Annotated in this window: 20 protein-coding genes and 3 pseudogenes; 7 read left to right on the plus strand and 16 right to left on the minus strand. The window is 60.1% G+C overall.

The genetic code is table 11. The features are described from left to right. Both EK23_RS23075 and EK23_RS19940 read left to right on the plus strand, forming a co-directional pair. A partial coding sequence (locus tag EK23_RS23075) for an integrase core domain-containing protein (protein WP_145998758.1) occupies positions 1-171 on the plus strand: 171 nt, incomplete at its 5' end. 110 nt (positions 172-281) lie between these two features. After that, positions 282-3,053, plus strand: a complete 2,772-nt coding sequence (locus tag EK23_RS19940) for a cation-translocating P-type ATPase (protein WP_052808388.1) — start codon at positions 282-284, stop codon at positions 3,051-3,053. A gap of 646 nt (positions 3,054-3,699) precedes the next feature. On the opposite strand, the gene EK23_RS19945 is transcribed toward EK23_RS19940, so the two are convergent. The 3 genes from EK23_RS19945 to EK23_RS19955 all read right to left on the minus strand — a co-directional run bounded on the left by EK23_RS19945 (position 3,700) and on the right by EK23_RS19955 (position 5,282). After that, complete coding sequence (locus tag EK23_RS19945) at positions 3,700-4,212, minus strand: ricin-type beta-trefoil lectin domain protein (RefSeq protein WP_045227167.1); 513 nt, start codon at positions 4,210-4,212, stop codon at positions 3,700-3,702. A gap of 27 nt (positions 4,213-4,239) precedes the next feature. Beyond that, on the minus strand, positions 4,240-4,890 hold the full coding sequence (locus tag EK23_RS19950) for an RICIN domain-containing protein (RefSeq protein ID WP_045227168.1): 651 nt from the start codon (positions 4,888-4,890) through the stop codon (positions 4,240-4,242). Between the two features lie 131 nt (positions 4,891-5,021). Next, entirely contained in the window at positions 5,022-5,282 is a 261-nt protein-coding gene (locus EK23_RS19955; protein WP_045227169.1) for a DUF3455 domain-containing protein, read from the minus strand. A gap of 183 nt (positions 5,283-5,465) precedes the next feature. Here EK23_RS19955 and EK23_RS19960 point away from each other — a divergent pair, with 183 nt between their 5' ends. Further along, positions 5,466-8,555, plus strand: a complete 3,090-nt coding sequence (locus EK23_RS19960) for an AAA family ATPase (RefSeq protein ID WP_145998759.1) — start codon at positions 5,466-5,468, stop codon at positions 8,553-8,555. Positions 8,556-8,596: 41 nt separating this feature from the next. Here the strand turns inward: EK23_RS19960 and EK23_RS22825 are convergent. The 11 genes and pseudogenes from EK23_RS22825 to EK23_RS20005 form a co-directional block, all read right to left on the minus strand. Beyond that, positions 8,597-9,418 (minus strand): annotated as a pseudogene (locus EK23_RS22825) (IS3 family transposase); the annotation flags it as partial. Further along, positions 9,382-9,510 (minus strand): annotated as a pseudogene (locus EK23_RS24345) (IS1/IS1595 family N-terminal zinc-binding domain-containing protein); the annotation flags it as partial. The pseudogenes EK23_RS22825 and EK23_RS24345, both read right to left, overlap by 37 nt. A gap of 168 nt (positions 9,511-9,678) precedes the next feature. After that, positions 9,679-10,044, minus strand: a complete 366-nt coding sequence (locus tag EK23_RS22175; RefSeq protein WP_052808389.1) for a hypothetical protein — start codon at positions 10,042-10,044, stop codon at positions 9,679-9,681. 4 nt (positions 10,045-10,048) lie between these two features. After that, positions 10,049-10,579, minus strand: coding sequence for an NADH-quinone oxidoreductase subunit B family protein (locus EK23_RS19970; protein WP_045227171.1), 531 nt, complete (start codon positions 10,577-10,579; stop codon positions 10,049-10,051). A 9-nt stretch (positions 10,580-10,588) separates the two neighbouring features. Further along, complete coding sequence (locus EK23_RS19975; RefSeq protein ID WP_235282227.1) at positions 10,589-12,235, minus strand: hydrogenase large subunit; 1,647 nt, start codon at positions 12,233-12,235, stop codon at positions 10,589-10,591. Positions 12,236-12,247: 12 nt separating this feature from the next. Then, positions 12,248-13,912 carry a SulP family inorganic anion transporter gene (locus EK23_RS19980; RefSeq protein WP_045227172.1) on the minus strand — a complete coding sequence of 555 codons (1,665 nt, stop codon included), beginning with the start codon at positions 13,910-13,912 and terminating at the stop codon, positions 12,248-12,250. After that, positions 13,909-15,375 carry a hydrogenase 4 subunit F gene (locus tag EK23_RS19985; protein ID WP_045227173.1) on the minus strand — a complete coding sequence of 489 codons (1,467 nt, stop codon included), beginning with the start codon at positions 15,373-15,375 and terminating at the stop codon, positions 13,909-13,911. The genes EK23_RS19980 and EK23_RS19985 overlap by 4 nt, the downstream gene beginning before the upstream one ends. Next, positions 15,372-16,049 carry a formate hydrogenlyase gene (locus EK23_RS19990; protein ID WP_045227174.1) on the minus strand — a complete coding sequence of 226 codons (678 nt, stop codon included), beginning with the start codon at positions 16,047-16,049 and terminating at the stop codon, positions 15,372-15,374. The genes EK23_RS19985 and EK23_RS19990 overlap by 4 nt, the downstream gene beginning before the upstream one ends. Next, positions 16,049-16,993 carry a respiratory chain complex I subunit 1 family protein gene (locus EK23_RS19995; protein ID WP_045227175.1) on the minus strand — a complete coding sequence of 315 codons (945 nt, stop codon included), beginning with the start codon at positions 16,991-16,993 and terminating at the stop codon, positions 16,049-16,051. The genes EK23_RS19990 and EK23_RS19995 overlap by 1 nt, the downstream gene beginning before the upstream one ends. Continuing rightward, entirely contained in the window at positions 16,993-19,107 is a 2,115-nt protein-coding gene (gene hyfB / locus EK23_RS20000; protein ID WP_082054371.1) for a hydrogenase 4 subunit B, read from the minus strand. The genes EK23_RS19995 and hyfB overlap by 1 nt, the downstream gene beginning before the upstream one ends. 22 nt (positions 19,108-19,129) lie before the next feature. Beyond that, on the minus strand, positions 19,130-19,555 hold the full coding sequence (locus EK23_RS20005) for a SulP family inorganic anion transporter (RefSeq protein WP_145998760.1): 426 nt from the start codon (positions 19,553-19,555) through the stop codon (positions 19,130-19,132). Between the two features lie 410 nt (positions 19,556-19,965). Between EK23_RS20005 and EK23_RS20010 the strand changes: the two genes are divergently transcribed. Both EK23_RS20010 and EK23_RS22180 read left to right on the plus strand, forming a co-directional pair. Next, positions 19,966-20,229 carry an RNA recognition motif domain-containing protein gene (locus tag EK23_RS20010; protein WP_045227178.1) on the plus strand — a complete coding sequence of 88 codons (264 nt, stop codon included), beginning with the start codon at positions 19,966-19,968 and terminating at the stop codon, positions 20,227-20,229. A gap of 208 nt (positions 20,230-20,437) precedes the next feature. Next, positions 20,438-21,157, plus strand: a complete 720-nt coding sequence (locus tag EK23_RS22180) for an XRE family transcriptional regulator (protein WP_158002558.1) — start codon at positions 20,438-20,440, stop codon at positions 21,155-21,157. Between the two features lie 419 nt (positions 21,158-21,576). Here the strand turns inward: EK23_RS22180 and EK23_RS24895 are convergent. Further along, positions 21,577-21,720, minus strand: a pseudogene (locus tag EK23_RS24895) (transposase); the annotation flags it as partial. A gap of 25 nt (positions 21,721-21,745) precedes the next feature. Here EK23_RS24895 and EK23_RS20025 point away from each other — a divergent pair. Both EK23_RS20025 and chrA read left to right on the plus strand, forming a co-directional pair. Next, on the plus strand, positions 21,746-21,949 hold the full coding sequence (locus EK23_RS20025) for a TOBE-like domain-containing protein (RefSeq protein WP_327037077.1): 204 nt from the start codon (positions 21,746-21,748) through the stop codon (positions 21,947-21,949). 261 nt (positions 21,950-22,210) lie between these two features. Continuing rightward, a complete protein-coding gene (chrA, locus tag EK23_RS20030; protein ID WP_045227180.1) occupies positions 22,211-23,596 on the plus strand; it encodes a chromate efflux transporter in 1,386 nt (461 codons plus the stop codon). A gap of 248 nt (positions 23,597-23,844) precedes the next feature. On the opposite strand, the gene EK23_RS20035 is transcribed toward chrA, so the two are convergent. Then, positions 23,845-24,332 (minus strand): hypothetical protein (locus EK23_RS20035; protein ID WP_235282229.1); only part of this gene is annotated, 488 nt, incomplete at its 5' end.

Raw genomic sequence — 24,332 nt, forward strand, 5'->3', positions numbered from 1 at the left:
CTTTATCTCTCCGTGGACGAACTGCAGGCCGACCTGGATGCCTGGATCGAGCACTATAACCAGGAGCGAACCCATCAGGGTAAGATGTGTTGCGGTCGCACTCCCCTACAAACGCTTCACGCTGGAAAGGAGGTGTGGAACCAGAAAGTCGGTCAGTTGAATCTGATCTGACAACCCAGCGCACCCAAAACGGGTAACTGTCAGATCAGGTCGCGACTTCTACAGTTAAACCGTGAGAGAATCTCACCACGTTTTAGTCCCAGTGATTGAGAGACAAGCCCATGCACGATGAGGGTTCGGTGGGAACTGGCACACTTTTCCAAACCATCGCCCTCACTCCAAACGAGGCCCTAGCGCACCTGCGTTCGACACGAGAGGGGCTTTCCGTGGAGCAAGCCCAAGCCCGGCTGCGCACCTTCGGGCGCAACGAGTTGCCGCGGCCCCGTGGCCCTAGCTCGCTGCGACAACTCCTGAATCAAATGATCCACTTTTTTGCGTTGATGCTCTGGGGGGCAGCATTCCTGGCGTTCGCTGGTGAGATGCCGCAACTGGGCGTTGCGATCATTCTCGTCATCGTCGTCAATGGCGTGTTCAGCTTCGTGCAAGAGTATCGGGCGGAACGGGCCACGAGAGCACTCGCAGCACTGCTTCCGGAATCGACGGTGGTCCGCCGCTCGGGACGCAAGCTCGCGATCCCCTCGGCGGAGTTGGTACCTGGGGACATCGTCCTGCTGAAGGAAGGTGATCGGATTTCAGCTGATGCCAGAGTGATTCGTTCATCGGAACTCAGAGTTGATATGTCGACGCTGACGGGTGAGTCGGAACCGGTAATGCGGACATCCGACGCCTATGCTGGCCCTGTCGACGATCCATTCGAAGCGCCGAACGTCGTTTTCGCAGGAACATTCGTGTCATCTGGTTCAGCCACAACAGTCGTCGCTGCCTCGGGAAGCCAAACGCGCCTTGGCGGAATATCGGCACTGACTGGACGCATAGTTGCGCGACCGACCCCACTTCGAAACCAACTCAACCAAACCGTCCGTGTCATCGCGCTATTTGCGCTCGCGACCGGCGTGGTGTTCTTTGGAATCGCACTTTCACTCGGAACTCCGGTTCATGACGGTGTCTTGTTCTCGATTGGCGTCATAGTCGCCCTCGTACCTGAGGGACTTTTGCCGACCCTGTCCTTATCCCTTGCGATGAGCGCTACGCGGATGGCGAAGCGAGGTGCTTTGGTCCGTCGGCTCGAATCCGTCGAGACGCTGGGGGCTACAACGGTGATATGTACCGATAAGACCGGAACGGTGACGCGGAATGAAATGACCGCGCGAGATATTGTGCTGCCCGAGAAACAATACCGGGCGACCGGTTCAGGATACGAGCCTGGCGGAACTATTCTCACGAGGACGGGGCGACCGCTTTCCGAATCGGAGCGATCCGACATCCAGTTAATACTCCAGGCGGCGGCCCTTTGCGGCGATGCGCAGGTTGAGCAACGCGACGGGCGCTGGCGCTGTCTGGGAGACCCAACGGAAGGGGCCCTGCTGGCACTGGCGCGCAAGGGCGGGGTCGAGCGTCGGGATGCTGCGCGCTATGCGCCGCGAGTCCGTGAGTTTCCATTTGAGTCGGCACGGCAGCGGATGAGCACCGTTCATCACCGGCCCAATGGCGCCTATGAGGTTCTTGCGAAAGGCTCACCGGAGGCCATAATGCCGCTTTGCAAAAGCATCCGGGTGAACGAATCTGTGTTGCCGTTCGGAAGCGATGAACAACGGCACGTTTCGGCGCAAGTCGATACACTCGCCGCGAAAGGTCTGCGGGTACTGGCCTTCGCTCGTCGCGAATTTGCCAACCAAATGCCCGAAACTGCACGAGCGGCCGAAGTTGAAATGGAGTTTCTGGGGCTCGTAGGGATGGCGGACCCTGTCCGTCCTGAAGTCCCCGCCGCTATCGCCCAAGCGAGAATGGCCGGTATTCGGATCGTCATGATTACTGGGGACCATCCGGCAACGGCCTTGTCGGTTGCCCGTGAGGCGGGAATCGCAGCGGAATCGGTCATGCTCGGCGCCGAACTTCCCGAAGACGATGACACCCTAGGCCAACTGCTGATGACAAATACACCGGTGCTTGCCCGCATAGCACCAGAAGACAAATTGAGGATTGCCAGAGCGTTGCAGGGCCTGGGCGAAGTCGTTGCCATGACCGGAGATGGCGTGAATGATGCGCCCGCACTTCGCCAGGCCGACATCGGCATCGCCATGGGCAAGGGCGGAACCGATGTAGCGCGCGAAGCGGCGGATCTCGTGCTGCTGGATGATAATTTCGCCCACATCGTCGAGGCCGTGGAAGAAGGGCGAGCGGCGTTCGACAACATCATACGCTTCTTGACCTATCACCTGACAGACAACGTGGCCGAACTCACCCCTTTTGTGGTTTGGGCGATGTCGGCCGGTGAAATCCCGTTAATGCTTTCGGTACTTCAGGTGCTTGCGCTCGACATTGGCACAGACTTGCTCCCAGCCCTTGCGCTTGGCGCGGAGAGGCCCGCTGCTGGGGTGATGCATCGTAATCCGAGGGCACGGAGTGCGAAGCTGCTAAGCATCAACGTCTTCGGGCGGGCATTTGGATGTCTCGGTCCGGTTGAGGCATTTCTGGCAATTGCCATGCTCCCGCTCGGAGCGTGGCTGTATTTTGGCTGGCCGGTCCACCCTCTTCCAATTATGGGTACGGACAAAGCGGTGCTCTCGACGATGGTATTTTCAGTCATTGTAACGGTGCAAATGGCCAACGCGTTCGAGTGCCGCTCGAATCCGGCATCGCTCTTCGTGATAGGCCCATTTACCAATCGAATGCTCGTCGTCGCTGTCGTCATTGAGGCGCTGACGCTGCTAGCGTTTGTCTACGTACCTCCGATAGCACGCATACTGGGTCACGCGCCGCTTCGCGCGGATCAATGGCTACCGATATTAGCGTGTCCTTGGCTTTTCATCGCCGCGGAAGAATTACGCAAGGCCATCGTACGTGTTCGAACGCCGAAAATGAGACTTCAATAAACCAGGCTGACCGCACCGCAATCGGGTTGGAAAGAGCGTTCGATGGCCCCTTCAAAAGCAATATATAAACGTTGAACTACGTTTCCGTGCTTTTTCGCTCGTTTTGAAAGAACACGATCCATGATAAACGCAACGTGTCGGCAAAGGATCTTCGGAGGAGGTCAACTATCCGATCAGGAGAATGGGCAATTGCGCGACAGCTACCGAGGTCAAGCCGCCATTCAAGTGGCACTTTCGATGCTTCTATGAATGACCGAAGATGGCCGATTGTGTCGAAAAACCCCAATTTGCTTGGTTTAGGGCGGTAAAATAGGCCTATCAACATAACCGGGACTAGCGGCTATGATGGGTCAACTCAATCAACTCACCCAACTCCAGATCGCGCTTGGCAAGTACTTTGGCCAACCGCCAGCGCCGCAAGCCCGCCAACGATGCCCCGCGGGAGGTCATCGGCAAGGCTTGGCAGCGCTACGGCGTGCGCAAGACGATAGCTAGATATCCGAGCTTACACGTTCTGCGTGCTCGATCAGCTGGCAATCGCTCTTCGCCGCCGCGACGTGTTTACCCGACCGAACTGGCGTTATGCCGATCCACGGGCCAATCTCCTTGTCCATCTGGGCCTGCGGAAGCGGACTGCGGCTGGGCCTTACTGGACGACCCAATTCTGGACGGTGTTGCAGGTTTTGATCACCGCCTGAAACTCATTGAACCCGAAGCGGTTGACGGTTTTGAGATCGAGGCATTTGCCGCTGCGCAGATTGAAAATCGTGCCAGTACCTGTGTAAATCCACTGCTGTGCGCCCGTCCCGTTGCATTCGAAGATTTGGACTGGCGTTCCGTCCGCTGTTCCGCCCCCCCTAACATCGAGGCACTTCCGGTGCACCCCGTCGTCCCCCGTGGACGTGCCGAGTCCCTGGATTTCAAAGACGTCCCAATTCCACGCCTGGCTAAAGTTAGGGAGACAGGGACGGCCAAATACTACCGTGCCGTTGGATGAGTTATCCGCACTGAGACAGACATATGCCGATGGGAAATTCCGGGAACTGATGAAGTGATTGCCATTCACCAACGCAGCGGCATGAGCGCTTGAAAACCCAAGCGCCATGACAAGAGCCATCACCAGAAAGCTGCGGGGCAGATTATGAAAATAGGTGGTCATTTTAGTCTCCTTTTCAAAGAGCGATGCTCAGGATCGGATTGCCCAAAACTGGCCTGGATTGCCAGAATCGCAGGTTTGGAGCGTCACCTGCGTGTCCGAGATTCCGTTGTGGGTGAGACACAGGCCGTTCAACGTGCTGTGGATCTGGCCGCCGGAGTAATTCCAATTCTGGAGTCTACGGATTTGCAAAACCCTTTGGCATTCCACCAACAAGACTGGTGTTCCCTCTGCCCCCGAAAAAATGGTGAGGCACTTACTGTGGCTCGGCTGTCCGGGGTCCCCGGTTTCGCCAGTTCCAATGCCCATTATCGACGACCCGGCCAACCGCCACTGCTGTTCAAAGAGACCGAAGCACTGGCGGGCCACGATCGGGTTACGATCCTGGGTGGAACCGGATTGATCGTCGAGGCACCACCCAAAGTGATTGACGATGCTAGCAGCATGCGCGTTTGACGGACCAAGAAAGGGCGCCGCAAGTGCGCCGCATAGTAGGTAAGCATGGAAAATTTTTGCCATTTTCATATCTCCTCTGTACTCGTGGTTGAGTATCCATTGTGGGGTGTACGCCAAAACCCCAGAAAACGCGGTGAAGCACGTCTTCGCCAATTTCTGGCCAAAGACGTTCCCATAATTGGCCAGATCATCCGGCCTGAGCAGTTCCCGGCGGAGGCACTTCATCAATCTTCCGACATTAACCATTTCCATCCACGGGGCAGTGTTTGAGAGCCGCCCTACTCGACAGGTGTGTAGAAGACGTGGTCCGCCGTGTAAGGCACCAGTGCCTTCTTGCCGACGTCCGTGACAACAGCTCAGCCGGTCGAGGGCGCAACTCCGCCGGAAGTGTTGATCCGCTGAATGAAGGTGGTCGGCGTCAGCTTGCTGCCGCCGGCCGTATCGTCCTGGGCGCCGACGATCCGGACCAGGAGCCAGGGAACCGCGTTCGTCTCGACGAAATCAGGGTCGGCGAGGCTCGACTGCGGCAGCAAGACCGAGCCGGCCATTGCGGCGGCGAAGGCGGCGGGCAGGATGCGAGGCAGGGGCCGACTCGCGGGTGTGTTGCAGTTTTTCATGACGTTCTCCTTTCGCGCCTGGGGCGCGGCTCATGGGACTGCCATTGCTAACCTTCAACTTTCGCAACTTCCATTTGAAGGATTACGGCAGTCCGGTTGTTGACCGAGTGCATCTTGCACGCGAACAGGCTAGCAACAGCGCAATTCGAATGCAGTCAACGTACCGTGGAATTTCCGTTCAATTTGCGTAGAATCCCAGCAATCAAGGCCATTTTCGGCATGATGAAGGCCATGGAACGCGAGCGCGACCTGATATTTCCCCCGTTTCGACTGGATCTGCTGAACGAGCGGCTTTGGTGCGGCGAACAGCCAATATCGCTGCGGCCGAAGGCGCTGGCCGTGTTGCGGTATCTGGCAGAACACCCGCAGCGCCTGGTCACCCAGGAAGAGTTGCTCCAGGCGGTCTGGCATCAGCCTTATGTAAGCGATGGGCTGTTGCGGGGCTATATTGGCGAACTGCGCGGGGTGCTCGGGGATGATGCGAAGGCGCCGCGTTTCATTGAGACGGCCGCCCGGCGGGGGTATCGGTTCATCGCAGCGGTAGCCCCCTTCAAGCGTTCGGCCCCCGAGTGGATGCCGACGGAGGAAATGCAGAAAGGCGATGGCGGCCTGGTCGGGCGGGAAGTGCCGCTTCAGGCGCTGTATCGGCACTGGGCGCGCGCGGCCCAAGGCGAGCGGCAGCTAGTGTTCGTGACCGGCGAGCCGGGGCTCGGCAAAACCGCACTGGTTAATGCCTTCGCGGAGAGCCTGCCCGCCGGAGCGGCGATGATCGCGCGTGGCCAGTGCGTCGAGCAGTTGGGAGAGACCGAAGCCTATCGGCCGCTGCTCGAAGCTGTAGGGCTGCTTTGCCGGGAGAACGAACAGGCCGTGGCACATTTGCGGCGGTATGCCCCCACCTGGCTGATCCAGATGCCCTGGCTCCTCACTGAGGCCGCGCGGGCCGACCTGCAGCGCATGACCCTTGGGGCCACGCGGGAGCGCATGCTGCGGGAAGGCGTGGAGTTCCTGGAAACATGGAGCGTGGAGAATCCACTGCTGCTGATCCTGGAGGACCTGCACTGGAGCGATGCGGCGTCCATAGAGTTGCTGGCACTTCTCGCGCGCCGTGACCAGGCCGCACCTCTTCTCGTGCTCGGCACCTACCGCCCGATCGAGCTAGTCCTGCATGACCATCCGCTCAAAGCCTTGCGGCACGAACTGCGAGTGCACCGCCTGTGCGCCGAAATAGCGCTGGAACTTTTGTGCGAAGCGGACATCGGGGCTTATTTGCAGCGCCGGCTCCCCGGCCAGACCTGGCCGGAACGTCTGCCGCAAGCCCTCTATCAGCGGACCGATGGACAACCTTTATTCCTGGTCAACGTGGTGGAGGAAGGCCTGAACCAGGGCTGGTTGTTGAACAGTCCGGGCCAACTCGACGGTCTGGTTCCCGAGAGCTTGCGCCAGTTTCTGGAGCAGCGGCTGGAGCGGCTCGCGCCGGCCGAACGGCAGGTGCTGGAGGCTGGCTGTGTGTTCGGCGCCACCTTCAATGCTGAAACCGTGGCGGCGGTCTGCCAGGAGGAGCTCCTGTCGATCGAGGAATGCTGCACCGCCCTGGCACGGCTGGGCCGGTTCCTGCGACCGGCGGATGCGCCCCACTCGCCCGAGCGCCGCGCTGCGGGACGCTATGCCTTCAGTCACGCCCTGTATCGCGATGTCCTCTACCACCGGATTCCCCTCGCCCGGCGCCGGCATCTGCACCAGCGCGCCGGCGAGGCGCTGGAAACGTCGCTGGATCACCGTCGGGCTCTGCTCGCGGCCGAACTGGCCCTCCATTTCGAGGCGAGCCGGGACTGCGCCAAGGCCCTCTCCTATCTCCGGCTCGCCGCCGACAATGCCGCGCGGCGCTATGCCAACCCCGAGGCGATTGCCTGCCTGACCCGGGCATTGGAGCTGATCGAGCAACTGCCGGAATCGGATTTGGTCGATCCGCGCCTCGACCTGCTGCAGCAGCGGGCCGCAGTGCGGCGCGCGATGAACGACATGCGCGGCGCCATCGACGATCTCGCGGCGATGCTGGCCTGCGCGCGGGCCTGCCGGTATCCGGCCAGGGAGGTCGGGGCGCTGATCGACCTGAGCCGGGTTTATTTCTGGATCGACCGGCGGCGCGCCCTGGCGCTGGCGGCGGAGGCGGTCGAGCGCAGCCGGACGCTCGATGACCCGGTGATGAAGACGCTGGCCGACGCCACCCACGCCGGCTGGAGCTTCTATCTGGTCGGCTGGCAGGACGCGCATGCCGAGATCTGCCGGAATGCGCTGGCCGCTGTACGCCGCCTCGGCAACCCTCCGCTGCTCAACACCCGCCTGTCCTTCCACACCATGCTGGAAACCTACCACTCGCACTACCGGGAGGCCAGCGCCACGGCCGATGAAGGTGTCCAGCTCGCCGAACGCTTGGGGGACGGTTACCTGGTCATGCTGATCCGCTATTTCCAGATCTGGTCACTGCTGCATCTGGGTGAATGGGGCCGCGCCGCCGGCCTGCTGGCCGGGAGCCTGCAGGTGGCGGAACGGAACGGGTCGCCCACCGGGATGCGTAACTTTCTCATCCTGAAGGCCCTGTTGCACAGCGAGGCACTGGATTTCTCAGGGGCGCAAGCGTTGGTCGAAGCAGCCGCCCCCTTGCTGGACTCGCCCCCCGACGTCACCAGTACCACTCTGTTCCATATCGTCTCGGCCAAGATCGCGCTCGGGTTGACGGATTATCCGCGGGCCATGGAGCACCTCGCCGCCGTGCGGCGCCAGGTGGAAGACGAGGGCCTGCTGATAGACTGGTTTTTCCATTTGCCGTTTCATCAGGCGTTTGCCGAATACTGGCTGGCCCAAGGGGATCCGGTTCAGGCGCGTCACCATGCCGGGCGCCTGTGCGAACTCGCCGCGCGGCCGCCGGAGCGGACTTATTGGGCATTGGGGCAAGGCCTGCTCGGCCGGATCGCATGGGCCAGGGAAGACCCGGAGGAGGCCCATGCCCGGATGGCCGAGGCCCTGCGCATTGTCGAAGGCGGGGAAGTGCCGTTGGCCGCCTGGCGAATCCATAAATGGGCGGAATCCCTCCACCGGCAGGCCGGGAACGCGGCGGCGGCCGAAAACTGCAGGGGGAAGGCCGCGGGCATCGTCCGGAAACTGGCGGCCTCCCTGCCGGATAGCGAAGATGCCGGGGCGGATGCCCTGCGCGCGGCTTTCCTGAACGCCGCGCCAATTCGCCGGATTCTGGCCTCCGCCGTCAACGCCGACTGAAAATTGAGCCACTGGGGGTGCGGCGCAATACTTGGACTGGTTTATACCGCAATCCCAAGGCTCGCCCGGTACTCCGGAGGGCTGAGCGATCCGAGGGAGACCTTGATCCGTTTTTCGTTATACCAGCGGATGCAGGCGTCAACCGTTGCGATGAATTGGTCGATTGGTGTGTCCTGCCAGTTCCTAGGGAAAAGAGTTCCGTTTTCAGCCTGCCAAAGAATCCTTCACAGGCTGCATTATCCGGGGAGCAACCTTTGCGCGACATTGATCGGGTGATTTTGGCATTGCTCATTCGCTTGAGCCACCCTGGCCAACCGTAATGGCCTCCTCTGTCAGAATGAACGACGGGCCGGAGTTCGCAGTCGGTTACCGTATCAATAGCAGCATCCAGCAGCGTGTTCACCAACTCCGAGTCTGGACGGGTGCCTAGGGTCCAACTAACCACTAGCCCATCGAAGCAATCGATCATCGGCGATAGATAGACTTTTCCTGCAGGAATCTGAAACTCCGTGATGTCAGTCAGCCACTGCTCGTTGGGGGCCTCCGCCCTTAAGTCCCGATTGATGAGGTTCTCTGGCGCGGGGCTGATTTCCCCGGTACGACCCGTACCGACGTCTTTTATGCGCGGCAACGATCAAGCACTCCTGCTTCATCAGGCGTTGCACAACCTTTTCAGAGGTGTGCAGTTGGCGGCGGCCAAGCGCTGCACGCATACGCCGGTACCCATAGCACTGGTGATTGCTGTGGAATGCTTCTGCGAGAACTGATCGGACATCGGCATATTTGTCAGGCGCTTGTAGCCGCGAGCAGTGATAGAAGTAGGAGCTTAGGGCAAGGTGAAGCTCAGCCACCGCGATTTCAGGCGCAGACGGGCCAAGGGTGTACCCGACGTCGCGGTGAACGTTCGACCGCAGGTATGACAACGAAACCGTTGCAGTCCTGCCTGATGGCCCCAGCGTTAACAACCTTCGCCGTCACAACGCGGACAACGTGGCTGATAAAGCTGCTCCAGCCACTGCGCCGATTCTGGCGCTGTCGCCGGCACGGGATACGAGGCCATCTCTCGACTTCCAGAGGGCGATTCCCACCGGATAACCACGTCTTGCAAGATGCCCTATTGGAATCAGCGCCGAAAATCACTGTCTTTGATGCGTGGATCGATCCCCGTCGAATAACGTTCGCAGCCATCGATCCATTCTTGTTCCCGCAAACGCCTCAACCGTGTCTTCAACGGTCGTGTCAGATTTGCGCAGTGCTGGTCGTAGTTCTTGGGCACCAGCCAGATCGTCGGGAGATTCTGTTCGACGTCACGCAGGAACGCCTGAGCGAATTCCCAACTCACGCCAGATACACCGCTAAAATCCAAATTGATCCAGCGCCGCCGTCGCGCTTCCAGGGCACAGGCCGCCTGCCGAGCCTGCCGTTCGATCTGCAGCCTTTTGGATGTCGCATCGGCAAAATCGACCATGGCGAGGACCGGCGCAAACATGACGTCAAAAGCGGCCGCATAAAGACAACAAACCCTGCAGCAAGGCCAGTGGCGTGGGTGGGCAGCCGGGAATGGCGAGATCCACGGGGATGACGTTGGATACAGCGCCACAACTAGCGTAGGACAATCCGAACTCGCCGCCGCAAACGCCACAGTCACCGACGGCAATCACCCATTTGGGATTGGGCGTCGCTTCATAAGTCCGCTGCAACGCCGCCTGCATATGCCGCGAGACGGGGCCGGTCACCATCAGGATGTCGGCATGGCGCGGGCTAGCGACGAAATGCACGCCGTATCGCTCAACGTCGTAGTAGACGTTGTTAAGGGCATGGATTTCCAGTTCGCAGCCGTTGCAAGACCCCGCATCAACCTGCCGGATGGCCAGACTTCCCCGAAAGCGGCAGTCCACGATCTCCTTGAGGGCCTCCCCGGCTTGCTCGACGCTCGCATCGTGGGCCAGCGTTGCCCTTGATGGCCTGTGCACAATCTCCGTAAGAACGCCGGTTTTGAAGATCTTGCCGTAAAGTCTGAGCATGAAATCACCCTAAAGATCATGTCCTGAGTAAGAGCCGTTGACCGATTTGTTGCAGACGGGAAAGTCGGGGACGATGTTGCCGAGCACCAGCTTTTCCAGCGCGGGCCAATTGACGACGCTGGGATCGCGGGTCCAATACCGGCGAATGACGTTATGAGCGCCAAACCGGACGAAGCAGAGAATTTCGCCACGCCAGCCCTCGACGGCCGCGAAGCCCTCGGCACCTTCGTGCGGCAAAAGCCAGGACGCAACCACTTCGCCATCTGGCAGGCCGTCGAGCAGTTCGCCGAGCAGTCTCAAAGCGATCCGCAATTCCTTGTAACGCACCCAGAACCGCGACGAGACATCGCCCTGGGTTTCTGTCGGAACACGAACCCTCAGCCGGTCGTAAGGCGCATAGGGCGCATCCTTGCGTACATCGAAGGTCTGGCCGCTGGCACGGCCGACGAATCCCAGGGCACCCAATGCCGAAGCCAGTTCCGTCGGGAGAATGCCGGTGCCCAGAAAACGATCTTCGAGGGAGGAGTTGGCGTCGAGTATGGTCAGCAATTCATCCAGTTCGGAACGCAACGCGGCGATGGACTTCCGCATCCCTTGTACTGCCGAGGCCGTCACATCCACGGAAACGCCCCCTGGCACGATACGGTCCATCAGCAAGCGATGACCGAAGTGGCTCTGGTTCTCGCGTAACCACTGTTCCCGTAGCCGGCCAAACTGGTAGTAGCCAAACGCAAAGCCCACGTCATTGCACAGGGCGCCGAGATCCCACAGGTGGTTGATGACCCGCTCCCGTTCCGCAAGTAGTGCGCGGATGTGCGCAGCACGGGCAGGAATCTCGAGCCCGGCGGCGCGTTCCATCGCCATGCAGGCGGCCCAGGCATGGCCTACCGTGCTATCGCCGGACACGCGTCCGGCCAGTAGTGCTAGACCAGTAGGATCGCGGCCCTCGGCGATCTTTTCGATGCCCTTGTGCACATAGCCCAGACGCTCTTCCAGGTTCAGCACCGTTTCGCCGATGGCTTGGAAGCGGAAATGGCCGGGCTCGATGATTCCTGCGTGCACGGGGCCCACCGGAATTTCGTAAACACTGGCGCCCTGGGCCTTGAGAAAGGGGTAGTCACGATCCGGCGGTGAGGTATCCGTTGGAGAACCGGCCGCCGGAAAATCCTTCCGCAACGGATACGCGCCTTCGTCCCAGGCCTGATGGCGTGTCCAGCGCCGCGGATCGGGGTGGCCATCGAAACAGATGCCCAGCAGATCTTGAATGTGCCGCTCGGGACGATCGGCCGCCCAATAATGAGGCGCGTGCGATGGCAGTTGTGTATGGTCGCAGGCCAGATGCGTCCGCAGGATGGCGTAGATGCCATGATTTTCCAGACACGCGTTCACCATCAGGTCGTAGCCCCGATCCTCGGCCCACACACCGGCCCAACGCCAGTTTTGTTCGCGTCCTGCCGCGGCTGCCCGGCCCCAGTCGCTGGACTTGATCTCGATGACCTCGGCCGGAGGCAAGGGGCTTGGCGCCTGAGGGCTGATTTCGATACCGGCACGGTCGAAGCCCGCATAGAGCCCTTCAAGGCGATCGACCCTGCCAATCATTAAGTCGCGAATTTCCGGGCAGGCACCCGCCGGCTTCTCGACGCTGGTTTCACTCATGGTCCGATGCCCTCATTGCAGTGGTTTGCGCCGGCGGGTGGCCAACGGGTGGTCCGACAGGCTCTCGAAATGATCAAGACCGCGAATTTCGCATCGCCCACCAGCGGAGATGCAATCCCGTTGAAACCGGTCGATGAGCACCATCACGGTATGGTCGATCAAACGGGCATAGCGGAGATCGAAGACGATCTGCGCTCCGACCGGCAATTCAGTCAGTTCGCGCTTGAGCGCGGCGATATTGGAGAACACAGCGGCGCCATTGATCTGGATACGATAGTTCCCCGCAGGCTGGCGGGTGATGCGGAACGCCAGCTTGAAGAGATTGCGAAACCGCACGCTGACGTTGGCACCGCGCCAGCGAAGCAACAGCACTTTCAGCGCCAGGGCCAGTGCAACGCCGGACAAGAGATGTGTCGTCAGAATGGCGACGACGGTAAATAGAAAAAGGCACCGCTGCTCCAGGCCCACTTCCCAGGTCTCGGCGAAAACGACCGGCAAGACCAGCCGGTAGCCCACGTAGATCAGTAGCGCCGCCAGGGAAGCCAAAGGGATGTCGACAGGAACGGCCAGAAGGACGGTTAGAAACGCCAAAAGGCACAGCCCGTGGAAGAAGTTCGACCAGGCGCTGCGAGCACCGTAGCCGATATTGGCGGTACTGCGGACGATCTCGGACACCATGGGCATGGCACCTGCCAATCCGGTCAGCGTGTTGCCGATTCCTATCGCAGAGACTTCAAGATTGAGGTTCGACCGGCGTCTGCCGGGAGCAAGGCGGTCTGCGGCGGCGGTAGCCAACAGGGACTCCAGGCTCCCGACCAGAAATAGGCTGAGAACCACTTCCCAGAAGACCAGTGTGTCAATTTTGCGAAAGTCGGGCCGCGACAGGCTTTGCGTCACGTTGTTCAAGCCTGAGAGCAAGACGTCGAGCACATGCTGAGCAGAATTGACTGGTACCGCGACAGCTGAAGCGACAATCGGGATTCGGTAAAAGGCGCGTTCGTCCAGCCCGGTTGCCTTGCCTAGGGCGATACCCGCCAGCATCATCACGATTGGAGCCGGTAATCTCAACACCCACGATGCCCTTTCGAAGCGTGGCCAGAAGATGAGGATGGCGAGGCCCAGCAGGCCGATTGCGGCGCTCTCCGGCTCGCTATGTGAGAAGCTGACCGGCAACTGCAAGAGGCTTTGCCAGGTTGTCATTGCGGCGAAGGGTGCGCCGATCAGCACAGGGACCTGGCTGACGATCACCATGAAGCCGATGGATGCCAGCATGCCATGGGCGATGGCCCCGGGGAAAAACAGCGCAAGACGGCCGCCGCGCATCAGCCCGAGCAGAATTTGCAAGGATCCGGCACAAACGATGGCTGCCAGGGTATGCCGATAGCCCGCCGACTTGTCGCCCCCGCCCAGCGTTTCGACGGCGGTGAGCAACACCATCGCCAAGCCAGCGGCCGGGCCGGCGATCGTCAACTGAGCGCCGTTGATGCGGGAAACCACAAGACCGCCGACGATGGCGCTCAAGAGGCCCGCTAGCGGCGGAAATCCCGAAGCCATGGCGATCCCGATGCACAACGGAAACGCAATCAGAGAGACCGATAACCCTGCAAGCACATCGCATCGCCAGTATGCGGTAAGACTGGCAAGGCCACCCCGGACATTGAGAGCGCTCCAACTCATTGCGGCCAGGCTCCCGAAATCAAATGGGTCGCCTGATTAAACCAGTTACCCAGAAAACCGGGGATCGACAGTCCCAGCCACAGCACCAGCGCCAGATGCACCATCACCGGCGTCAAATTGGCCTCGATGGGCTTCTGACCTTCCGGCACGTCGCCGTAGACCATGGGCTGGATGTGACGGAACAGTCCCGCGAAGGCCAGGCCGATTCCCAGCAGCAGCAACGGCGTCAGCCAGGGGTAGTCGTGCATGGTGGCGACCAGGACCAGGAACTCGCTGGCGAACACGCCGAAGGGTGGAAACCCTGCGATGGCCACGGTGCCGACCAGCAGCCCCCAACCGATGGCTGGCTGAGTCAGGATCAGGCCACGGATCCTGTCCATGCGCTGGGTGCCGGCCAGTTGCGCGGCATGCCCCACGGTGACGAAGATGGCCGACTTGGTGAGCGAATGGGTGGTCATGTGGAACAGTGCGGCGAAGGTGGCCCAAGGGCTGCCGACCCCGAAGGCGAAGGTCATCAGCCCCATGTGCTCGATGGAGGAATAGCTGAACAGCCGCTTGATGTCGGTCTGGCGGTGCAAGAACAGGGACGCGACCAGGAAGGATAGCAGTCCGAATCCCATCATCAGGTTGCCGGCCAGATGTGTACCCAGCGACCCGTCCACCAGCATCTTGCAGCGCACTACGGCGTAGAGCGCGTCGTTGAGCAGTAACCCAGAGAGGATGGCCGACATGGGGGTGGGGCCTTCCGAGTGGGCATCCGGCAGCCATTGATGCAAAGGCACCAGGCCAATCTTGGTGCCGTAACCGACCAGCAGGAACACAAAGGCCAAACTCAAGATGGCAGGGTCGAGCTGGGCGGCGTGATCGTGCAGGACAGTCCACAGCAGAGCGTCGCCCCCCACGCCAAGTTTCTGTTCGGCAGCAAAATACAGCAGCACCGTGCCGAACAGGGCCTGGGCGATGCCCACACCGCACAGGATGAAATATTTCCAGGCCGCCTCCACCGACTCCGGTGTGCGATACAGGCTGACCAGCAGCACTGTGGCCAGGGTGGCCCCCTCCATGGACACCCACAGAACGCCCATGTTGTTGGTGGTCAATACCAGGTACATGGCCAGCATGAAACCCTGGTACATGGCGTAGTAGAGCCGCAGACGCTTCGCCGTGACCCGGCCGATTTCCCGCTCGTGGGCCATGTAGGGGCCGGAAAACACCGAGGTGGTCAGCCCCACGAAGGCGGTCAGAGCCACCAGGTAGACGTTGTAGGAATCAATGTACAGCAATTGGTCGAAAGACAATTCCGGACCGTTGATGAGCACATCGATGGCAAGCCAGACGGATGCAGCCAACGCCAATGCGTTGAGTCGGCTGTTGAGCCGTCCCGCTTCAGGACGGTCGCCGCGCCAGGCCAGCAGTACCGTGCCTGCCAGAGGTACTGCCAGCAACAAGTAGACGGCGATCATTGGTCGACCTCACTCAGCTTGCTGAGTTGATCCACGTTGAGGGAATCGATGCTGGAGCGAATCTGGAAGAAAAACACGCCGAATACCACGGCGGCGACCAGCACGTCGAAGGCCACGCCCAGTTCCACCACCATGGGCATGCCGTAGGTCGCGACGACGGCGGCGAAGAACAGGCCGTTCTCGATGGACATGAAACCCACCACGTGGGCCACCGCCTGTCGGCGGGTGATCATCAGCAGCATTCCGAGCAGCACCACGGCCAGGCTGACAGCAATGGCGTTGAGGGTCACCAGGGTGGAATGCTGGACCACTGGCAGGCTGACGTAGTAGCTGAACACCACCAGTGCGGTACCCGCCATCATCACCCGCGCCGGATGGTCGATGGTGTCCATGACCCGGTGAAGTCCCATGCGGTGGATCAGGCGCTGCAGCAGAATCGGGATCACCAGCCCCTTGAGCAAGAAACTCAGCGCGGCCGAAACATAAAGATGTGGATAATTCAGCACGCTGGCGGCCAACGCGGTCGCTGCCGCCAGCAGGCATCCCTGGATGGCGAAGATCAGCACCAGACGGCTCAAGCGCGACTGCCCCAGCATCAGAAACGAAGTCAGGGCGATCAGACCGGCCAGCAGCAGGATCGCCTGCTGATACAAGGACAGTTCGGTGATGGCCATCAGCGCGCCGCCTCCAGAATGATGTGGCTTAACATGCCCAGCACGCTTAGCAGATAGGCGAAGCCCAGATACTCCTGGACGCGGAAGATGCGCATCTTGGCGAATAGGGATTCCGACAAGGCCAGCAGCACGGCGAGGACCGCCAATTTAAGGGAAATCATGGCTATCCCGTACCCAAGGACGTTGAGTGAGAAGTCCTGGGCAATTCCCCAGGGAAAGAAAATGTTGGCGATCAGCACGCCGTACAGCATCAGTTTGATCTGGCTGGCCCACTCGATCAGGGCGAGCCAGCGCCCGCTGTATTCCAGGATCATGGCTTCGTGGATCATGGTCAGCTCCAGATGGGTGGCCGGGTTATCGACGGGAATGCGGCCGGTCTCGGCGATGGCCACCAGCATCAAGCCTCCCAGGGCGAAGACAAAGGAGGGACGCAGCACCAGGCCGGTATCCAGCACGTAGTTGATGGCTTGGGCCAGATTCGTGGTATGGGCGCTCATGGAGAGGGTGAAGATCGCCATCAACATGGCCGGTTCGGCCAGGGAGGAAATGGTCATTTCCCGTGAAGATCCCATGCCGCCAAAGGCGGTACCTGTGTCCATGCCGGCCAGAACCTGGAAGGTCCGCCCTAGGGCAAAGAACCCCACCAGCACGATGACGTCGGCGATACGCGACGTCGGCAGATCGACCGCCACCAGCGGTACGATGGCCGCCGCAAGCACGGTCGAGGCGAACACGGTGTAAGGCGCCGCCCGGAAGATCCACGAGGCCGGATGCGGGACGATCGGCTGCTTGCGGTAGAGCTTGAGCAAATCACGATAGGGCTGAAGCAGCGACGGGGCCTTGCGGTTCTGCAGCCGGCACTTGACACGTTTGATCCAGCCTGCCAGTAGCGGAGCCGCAAAGATGAACAACAGGGTTTGCAGTATTGCCAGCAGCCAGGCCATCAGTTGATCACCCACAGCAGGAAAATCAGGGTAAAGAACGAGTAACCAAGATAGGTGCGAATGTTCCCGGTCTGCAGACGTCCAATGTTGCGCGCCAGGCGTAGCACCAATCGCCCCGCCGGTTCGTAGAACGCCAGCCAGGCTCGATCAAGCACGTGATGCTGATAACGCAGGGCAATGACGCGAGTGTTGTCCGGACCGTCCTGCTGCACCTCGATGTTTTCGCGCACTTCGAACACCGGTTGGAAGATGCGTCGGATCGGCATGCTGAACGAGCCTGAGGTGTACTGCATGGCGGAGTTCAAGCCGCCGAAGCCGCAGTCCCAGGGTTCGGCACGGCGCGGTTCAAGACCGGTGCGCCGATACAGCAGGTAGTAACACAACGCACCCACCGCCACGATGGCCAGCAACACCAAGGCCGGCGCGTAGGAAGCCACCTGCGGCGCCACCGGCGTTAGCCACAGCCAGCCCAGGACAGACACATTGGGAAGTTCGAAGCTGGTCAGTTGTCGGGTCAGCGGCGCCAGTCCGTTGATCAGGGGGCTCGGCAATACGCCGATCAGGCCGCAGCACACCGCGAGCAGCAGGGGACCTGCCAGCATGCCACGATGCTGAATCTCGCGGGCGTGCCCGATGTGATGCGAGCGCGGTAGCCCCAGGAAGGCCACGCCGTAGAGCTTGACGAAGCAGGTGGCGGCCAGCGCAGAGGTCAACGCCAGCACGGCGCTGGCGGTGGGAATCAGGCTGCGCAGCACGCCGCTTTGAATGACACTGCCCTGCAGCGCCGTCTGAAAGATCAGCCACTCGGAGACGAAGCCGTTCAGGGGCGGCAGAGCCGCGATGCTCAAGGTTCCAACCAGGAACACTGCGGCCAGCTTGGGCATGCGATGGATCAGCCCGCCCATGTTCTCCAGGCTGTGCTCGTGAGTCTGATGCAGGATGGCGCCGGCCCCAAGGAACAGAAGACTCTTGAACAGGGCATGATTGAGGGCGTGCAAAAGCGCGGCCACCAGGCCCAATGTGCCCAGCTGGATTTGCCCGCTGCTCAAAAAAATCATCGCCAAGCCCAGCGCCACGAAAATGATGCCGATGTTCTCCACCGAGGAATACGCCAAAAGCCGCTTTAGATCAGGCTGCTGCAGGGCGTAGAGGATGCCGAGCACGGCGGAGGCGGAGCCGATGATGAGCACCAGCACCCCCCATTGCCACTGAATTTGGCGGAGCAGATCGAAACTGAAACGGATGAAGCCGTAGACGGCGATTTTCAGCATCACGCCGCTCATCAGCGCGGAGATGTGGGACGGCGCGACCGGGTGGGCCTCCGGCAGCCAGGCATGCAGCGGAACCAATCCGGCCTTCATGCCGAAACCGATCAGACCCAGCACGAAGGCGATGCTGGCCCACATGGGGCTCAGCGCCGCGCCGCGCAGCAGATCGAACGTCAGGCCGCCGCCGAAGCCGGCGAGCACGCCATAGGCGAGGATGATGGCGATGGCGCCGATTTCCGCCATCAACAGGTAGAGAAACGCCGCTCTCCGATTGGCAGCATGATCGTGCTGGTAGGCAACCAGGAAATAGCTGGCCACCGACATCAGCTCCCAGGCGATCATGAACAGCAGCGCATCGTCGGCTAGCAGCACCAGTTCCATGCCGGCCACGAAAATCCCGGTAAATAAACCCAGGACCGAGAGCGAATGCTTGCCGTGCTCGAACTCGCGAACGTAGCCCGGACCATAGAGACTGACGGCCATCAATGGCAGGCCGAGAACGCAAAAGAAGAACCCGGCCAAGGGATCAATGCGCACATGCCAGCTCAGCCAGGGCAGGCCGAAGGGCAGAACATCCGTAAGAATCGTACTGGTCATGAGCGCTGTCACACCGGCCAACACCCCAAACAGCCCTGAAATTCCCAACAGGCCAAATAGCCCGTAACGATGGAAGTCACCGTAGTGGGCTTCGGAAAAAATGCGTGTTGTCAGGGGTTGGGTCTTCGGCCACCGTCGCAAGCCGATGTCGGAAAGGCGTTGCAGTCCCGCGCGACTATGGGTTGCCAAGGCCAGCAAGGCCGACATCAGCGCCGCGAGAACCGACAGATAGGCAAAAAGTAATGGCATCGGGATTGCTGGTCCTGGAAAACTAAACCTTGGATTTATTGATTCGAGCCGCCAACTCATGATCGGCGTAAGGTTCGTGGGAGGCTATCCCGGAGATTTCGTAGTGTCCGCCCCTTGCCACGGTGTCGTCGCGGTAACGATCGATGAAGTCCATCACCGTGTTATCGATCAAATACGCGTCGGACAGGTCGAAGGCAACTGACTTTCCTGCTGCCAAGTCAGCCAAGGTGCTCTTGAGCGCCGGGAAATTGGAGAAGATCGCCGAGCCCCGCCCCCGGATGATGCAGGTGCCCGGCGTTGCATGATCGATCTCATAGGAAATCTGCAGCAGATTCTTGAGCGGAACTCCGCGGCCGAGATGGAGCATCAGTTTGGCGGCGGTGCCGATCACCACCCCCGCGAGCAGATTGGTGGCCAGGACACCGACGATGCCGATCGCCGTCAGCATGCCGTGCACCACCGACGTGGGAGAGAAAGCGGACAAGACACCGGCCATGGGCGGGAATCCGGAGGCCACCGCCACGCCCAAACATAAAGGCAGGGCCATGAGAAAAGACAGGAATCCGGCACCAGCATCCGTCCGCCACCCCGTCCTCAGCTCAGCAAGCGCTGCGGAACAGCCAGAGATTGACAACAGAGCTTCTCGCATGAGGTCTCCAGGCCACAGCCATTGGTAATCACATTTATAAAACTAGTTTTTACTATCAAACCGGTTTTATGTCTAGTAAATTTGGAATTAAAGTGGTAATTTTGCACGGTCCCCATCACGCCGGTGCGTCATGACTTGGAGTGTGTCGAGTCATGACGACCCAGTGAAGGCTGACTTTGCAGCAACCACTTTTTCTAAGGAGATTGATCATGTTGACGCTTTTCGTACGCGGCTTGCCTCCCACCACAACCGAGTCCAGCCTGAACGAGTTGTTCACACATTACGGCCGGGTTTTCGATCTGAAACTCAGCAGGGATATGTTTACCGGCCGGGCACGCGGCGTTGCCACCGTAGACATGGAAGGACACGAAGCCAGGGCGGCGATTGCCGGTTTAGACGGCCGTGATTTCCAGGGTACGACTATCTATGTTGCGCTGGACAGGGCCCGCAGAGGCGGACGCGGCAGGCGCTAAACAGGTATTCGAGTCCAGTGCCAAGGCCCGCGTCGCAAGAAGGTGGGAGCGACTTCACTCGCGTGAATTGAAGTGACACGCGGCTGCGAGGGCGTTACTGTTATAATGGTCGTTTTGTGCATCTCACCATTTGCCGATCATGAAAAAATCAGCACGGTTAAGGCCAACAGACACGACCTCCAATTCCGCTGAATCGTCGGGAGATAGCTTGAGCGCGGTAGGCGTGCGCGTGCGGCACTATCGCGAGCGATTGGGCCTCAGCCAGGACGAGTTGGCTGTCAGAGTCGGCGCTGCTCAGCAAACCATTCAAAGTCTGGAATCGGGAAAAATCCGGAAAAGCACCTTTCTGCCAATGATCGCCAAGGAACTCGGCGTCGATTTGGATGCGCTGTTGTTTGGCAGTCAATCCCCCCCGATATTGGCTGATAACGTACGACCTCTCCTGATGGCGAGCACCCGACGGGTTCCACTGTTTTCCACGCGGGACAGCGTCTTGGTGCACGCCTATCTCAAGGATCAGTCGGTCCAATCCCTTAGCGGAAAATGGATCGCCATGGACTATTCGCTACCGTTTGCGGAGTCCGGGCCACGCCTCTTTGCATTAAAACTGGGATTGAGCGACGAAGCCTTTCAACCGGAATTTCGTCCCGGAGATCAGTTGGTGATTGATCCTGACGCGCCGATCCAGCCAAGCGACCCGGTAATCGTGTTGCGACCGGGTTCCGAACGGCTTATCCTGAGCAAGTACCGCGTGCTGTCGCAGTCCGGAAATGACGTCGACTACGAGCTCGTCTCCATCCATCCGGACTTCCCGAGTTTTAACGGGAGCGAACTGAAGTCACTGGAAATTCTGGGGCCGGTCATTCAGATGCGGCGTCCTGTTTCCAGCCGTGTTCGTCTGGCGGTCCTGGAAGATCAAGGGAGATGAACTCGGTTCATTGCGCCGACCCCAACACCATCGTCCTGCGCGTGGCCTCCACCTCCGCGGTCGTGTTGACCGAAGAGGACTCGACATCGACGATGATCCCCGCCTCTAGATCGACCAGATAATTGGTTGAGTAAGCAAAGAACGGAAGCCCCGCCGGCCGCCCATGTCCAGCGCGCCGCCGGATCTGTGGGCGACAAGACCTTCAGTGGATCGGCCGACGTATTGACCTCTTCCAGGGCGGCCAGATACTCGCACACCGGCCTCGCGGCCTGCTCGGGATCGCCCCAGTCGATCTCTTAACCCGACACCCGCCGTTGCCGAAGGGCATCAGCCTAGATGATGCTGGCGTCGGTGGAGAAGGCTTCGCCCTTGACCAGCCCTTCCGCCATGCAGCGCTGCAGCACGGTCTCAAACACGTGCCGGAAGATGCCGCTCTCGCGAAAGCGACCGTGGCGGTTCTTGGAAAAGGTCGAGCGGTCCGGAACGGGATATTGCAATCCCAAGCGGCAGAACCAGCGGTAGGCCAGGTTCAGGTGGACTTCCTCGCACAGCCGGTGCAGGGATTCGGAAGGCTAAGGCATCAGCGCGCTGATCCGGGATGTGCGCCGGCTGGGCGGGGTGGTGCGGCTGGAACTGGAGCGCAGCGACGGTTCCGGCCTGGTGGAGGCGGAAATGAGCCGTGGGGAATTTCAGGGCAATGGCCTGAACAAGGGCGATGAGGTACTGATTCAGCCCAAGCGGTTGAGGGTGTTCAGCAAGGGAGAATCGGCCGAATCACCGCCTGCACTCTAGCGTGCGACACGGCGCGCTGACTGATGACCTTTGGGCGACACCTAGACGTGTATCCGAGCGATTTGCCATTTCATCGTCCGTAAAGCCGATAAACTGCCAACTCCGTCGGGATTCGCCGAATTGCGGAATCTCGTGGCTGGCGGGCGTAGATCTGAGCATGCTTCTGGGGAAAATCATCGGCCGTCGTGGGAAGATTTCACCTTAGTCGGCGTTTCTATCAACGCCTGCGGATCCGATACCTGTTCCTATTTGGATAAGACCATGAAGGACACCGAGCACCGCGCAAGGTCGGGCTCTGAACGCCCTGATTCGATCTCCCTGGGCGAATCGATTGTCTATTGGCTGAAGCTCGGCTTCATCAGCTTTGGCGGCCCGGCCGGTCAGATTGCGATCATGCACCAGGACCTGGTGGTACGGCGCCGCTGGATTTCCGAGAGCCGTTACCTGCACGCCCTGAATTACTGCATGTTGCTGCCGGGTCCGGAAGCACAGCAACTGGCCACGTATATTGGCTGGCTCATGCATCGGAACTGGGGTGGAATCATCGCAGGTGGCTTGTTCGTCCTGCCGTCACTGTTGATCTTGATAGCCCTTGGTTGGATCTATCTGGCCTTTGGCCAACTACCAGCGGTTGCGGGGGTGTTTTACGGGATCAAGCCGGCGGTCACCGCCATTGTCCTTTTCGCGGCTTACCGCATTGGTATGAGGGCGCTCAAGAACTGGGTTTTGTGGGGCATCGCTGGGCTGGCCTTTCTGGCCATCTTCGTCTTGGATGCGCCGTTTCCCCTTATCGTAGTGGCGGCGGGGTTGCTAGGCGCCCTAGGTGGCAGACTGGCTCCTGAAAAGTTCGCCGTAGGCGGTGGCCATGGCGCATCGAAAAGGTCCTTCGGTCCCGCGTTGATCGATGACGATACCCCCGTGCCACCTCATGCGAGGTTTACCTGGGAACGGTTGGCCAAGGTGGCGGGATTGGGGCTGCTGCTTTGGAGCAGCGTGATTGGGGTGCTATGTGCCCGTTATGGCTGGAACGGCGCCCTGACGCAAATGGCTTGGTTTTTCACCAAGGCAGCCCTTCTGACCTTCGGGGGCGCCTACGCGGTGCTGCCCTATGTCTATCAGGGAGCGGTCGAACATTACCAGTGGCTGACGCCCCAGCAAATGATCGACGGACTGGCCTTAGGTGAGACGACGCCCGGGCCACTCATTATGGTGGTGACGTTCGTGGGCTTTGTGGCAGGCTGGACGCAGCAGGTCTTGGGACAAAACCAGCCGTTTCTGGCGGGTGTCCTGGCGGCGGTCGTGGTGACCTGGTTCACCTTCCTGCCCAGCTTCGTGTTTATCCTGGCCGGTGGGCCTATGGTCGAGTCCACTCATGGCAATCTGAAATTTACCGCGCCCCTGACCGGGATTACAGCCGCCGTGGTCGGCGTGATATGCAATCTCGCGGTGTTCTTCGCCTGGCACACATTCTGGCCACAAGGTTTCGCCGGGCGGTTCGATGCATTCGCCGCATTGCTGGGCCTCGCGGCCCTGCTGGCACTGTTCCGCTGGAAGCTGGGAGTCATTCCGGTGATTGCCGCATCCGGGCTGGCGGGCTTGGCGTTAGTCTTCATCAAACCATTATTGGTCGGATACGCAGTTTGGTAATGATTACCCGGCATAGACCTCTGCCATAGGGGAGCATGACTGCCATGTCTCACAAGCGATTGCCATCGTTGCATTGCACGCGAAATAAACGATGCAGCGTCAGAGCCTCTTCGTCATCACTGTGCGAGGAAGCTGCATTCACCTGAATGATCTACGCTGGGCACGACATTGGGAATGACCACGAGCAGGCGACCTCTGGCGTTTCTTGGTGTAAACGACGGTGTGGCGGCGCACAGCGATGCCGTCGGCTAGCCCATCAGATGCAGCGAATAGGTGTCGAAGAACCAGAGGAGAAAAACCGTGGTCATTGCAATGGACCAACAAACGCCCAGGACATTGCGGCCGCCTCTTCCCCAACCCGGTTCCGTATCCATGATGTGAATGGCCGGCGCGACAGCAGCCAATATTCCCAGCGCGGTCACTTTCCCGATCTCGGGGCCGAAGAAGGAGCCAATGACACCGCTGGCGCAGAGGCCTGCAAGGAATCCGGCGGTGATGCCCAGGCTGCGGTCGTGAAAACGCAATATGTCGCCAATTACGAGGAACATGCCCAGTCCGAAATTGGCGGCCAACCAGGCGTCACCGCTCCCAACTAGGATCACCACGCTGAAAAAGACGCCTGCGATCAAGCCGTTCAGCAGTTTGTTAGTCGCATCGCTAGTTGGAACGTGCGAAGGGCCGTTGGGGCGATTCAAAAGATCGCTGAGTTCGTGCGCAATGCTCATGGTGAATCCGA

The sequence above is a fragment of the Methyloterricola oryzae genome (assembly GCF_000934725.1).
In the GTDB taxonomy this organism is placed as follows: domain Bacteria; phylum Pseudomonadota; class Gammaproteobacteria; order Methylococcales; family Methylococcaceae; genus Methyloterricola; species Methyloterricola oryzae.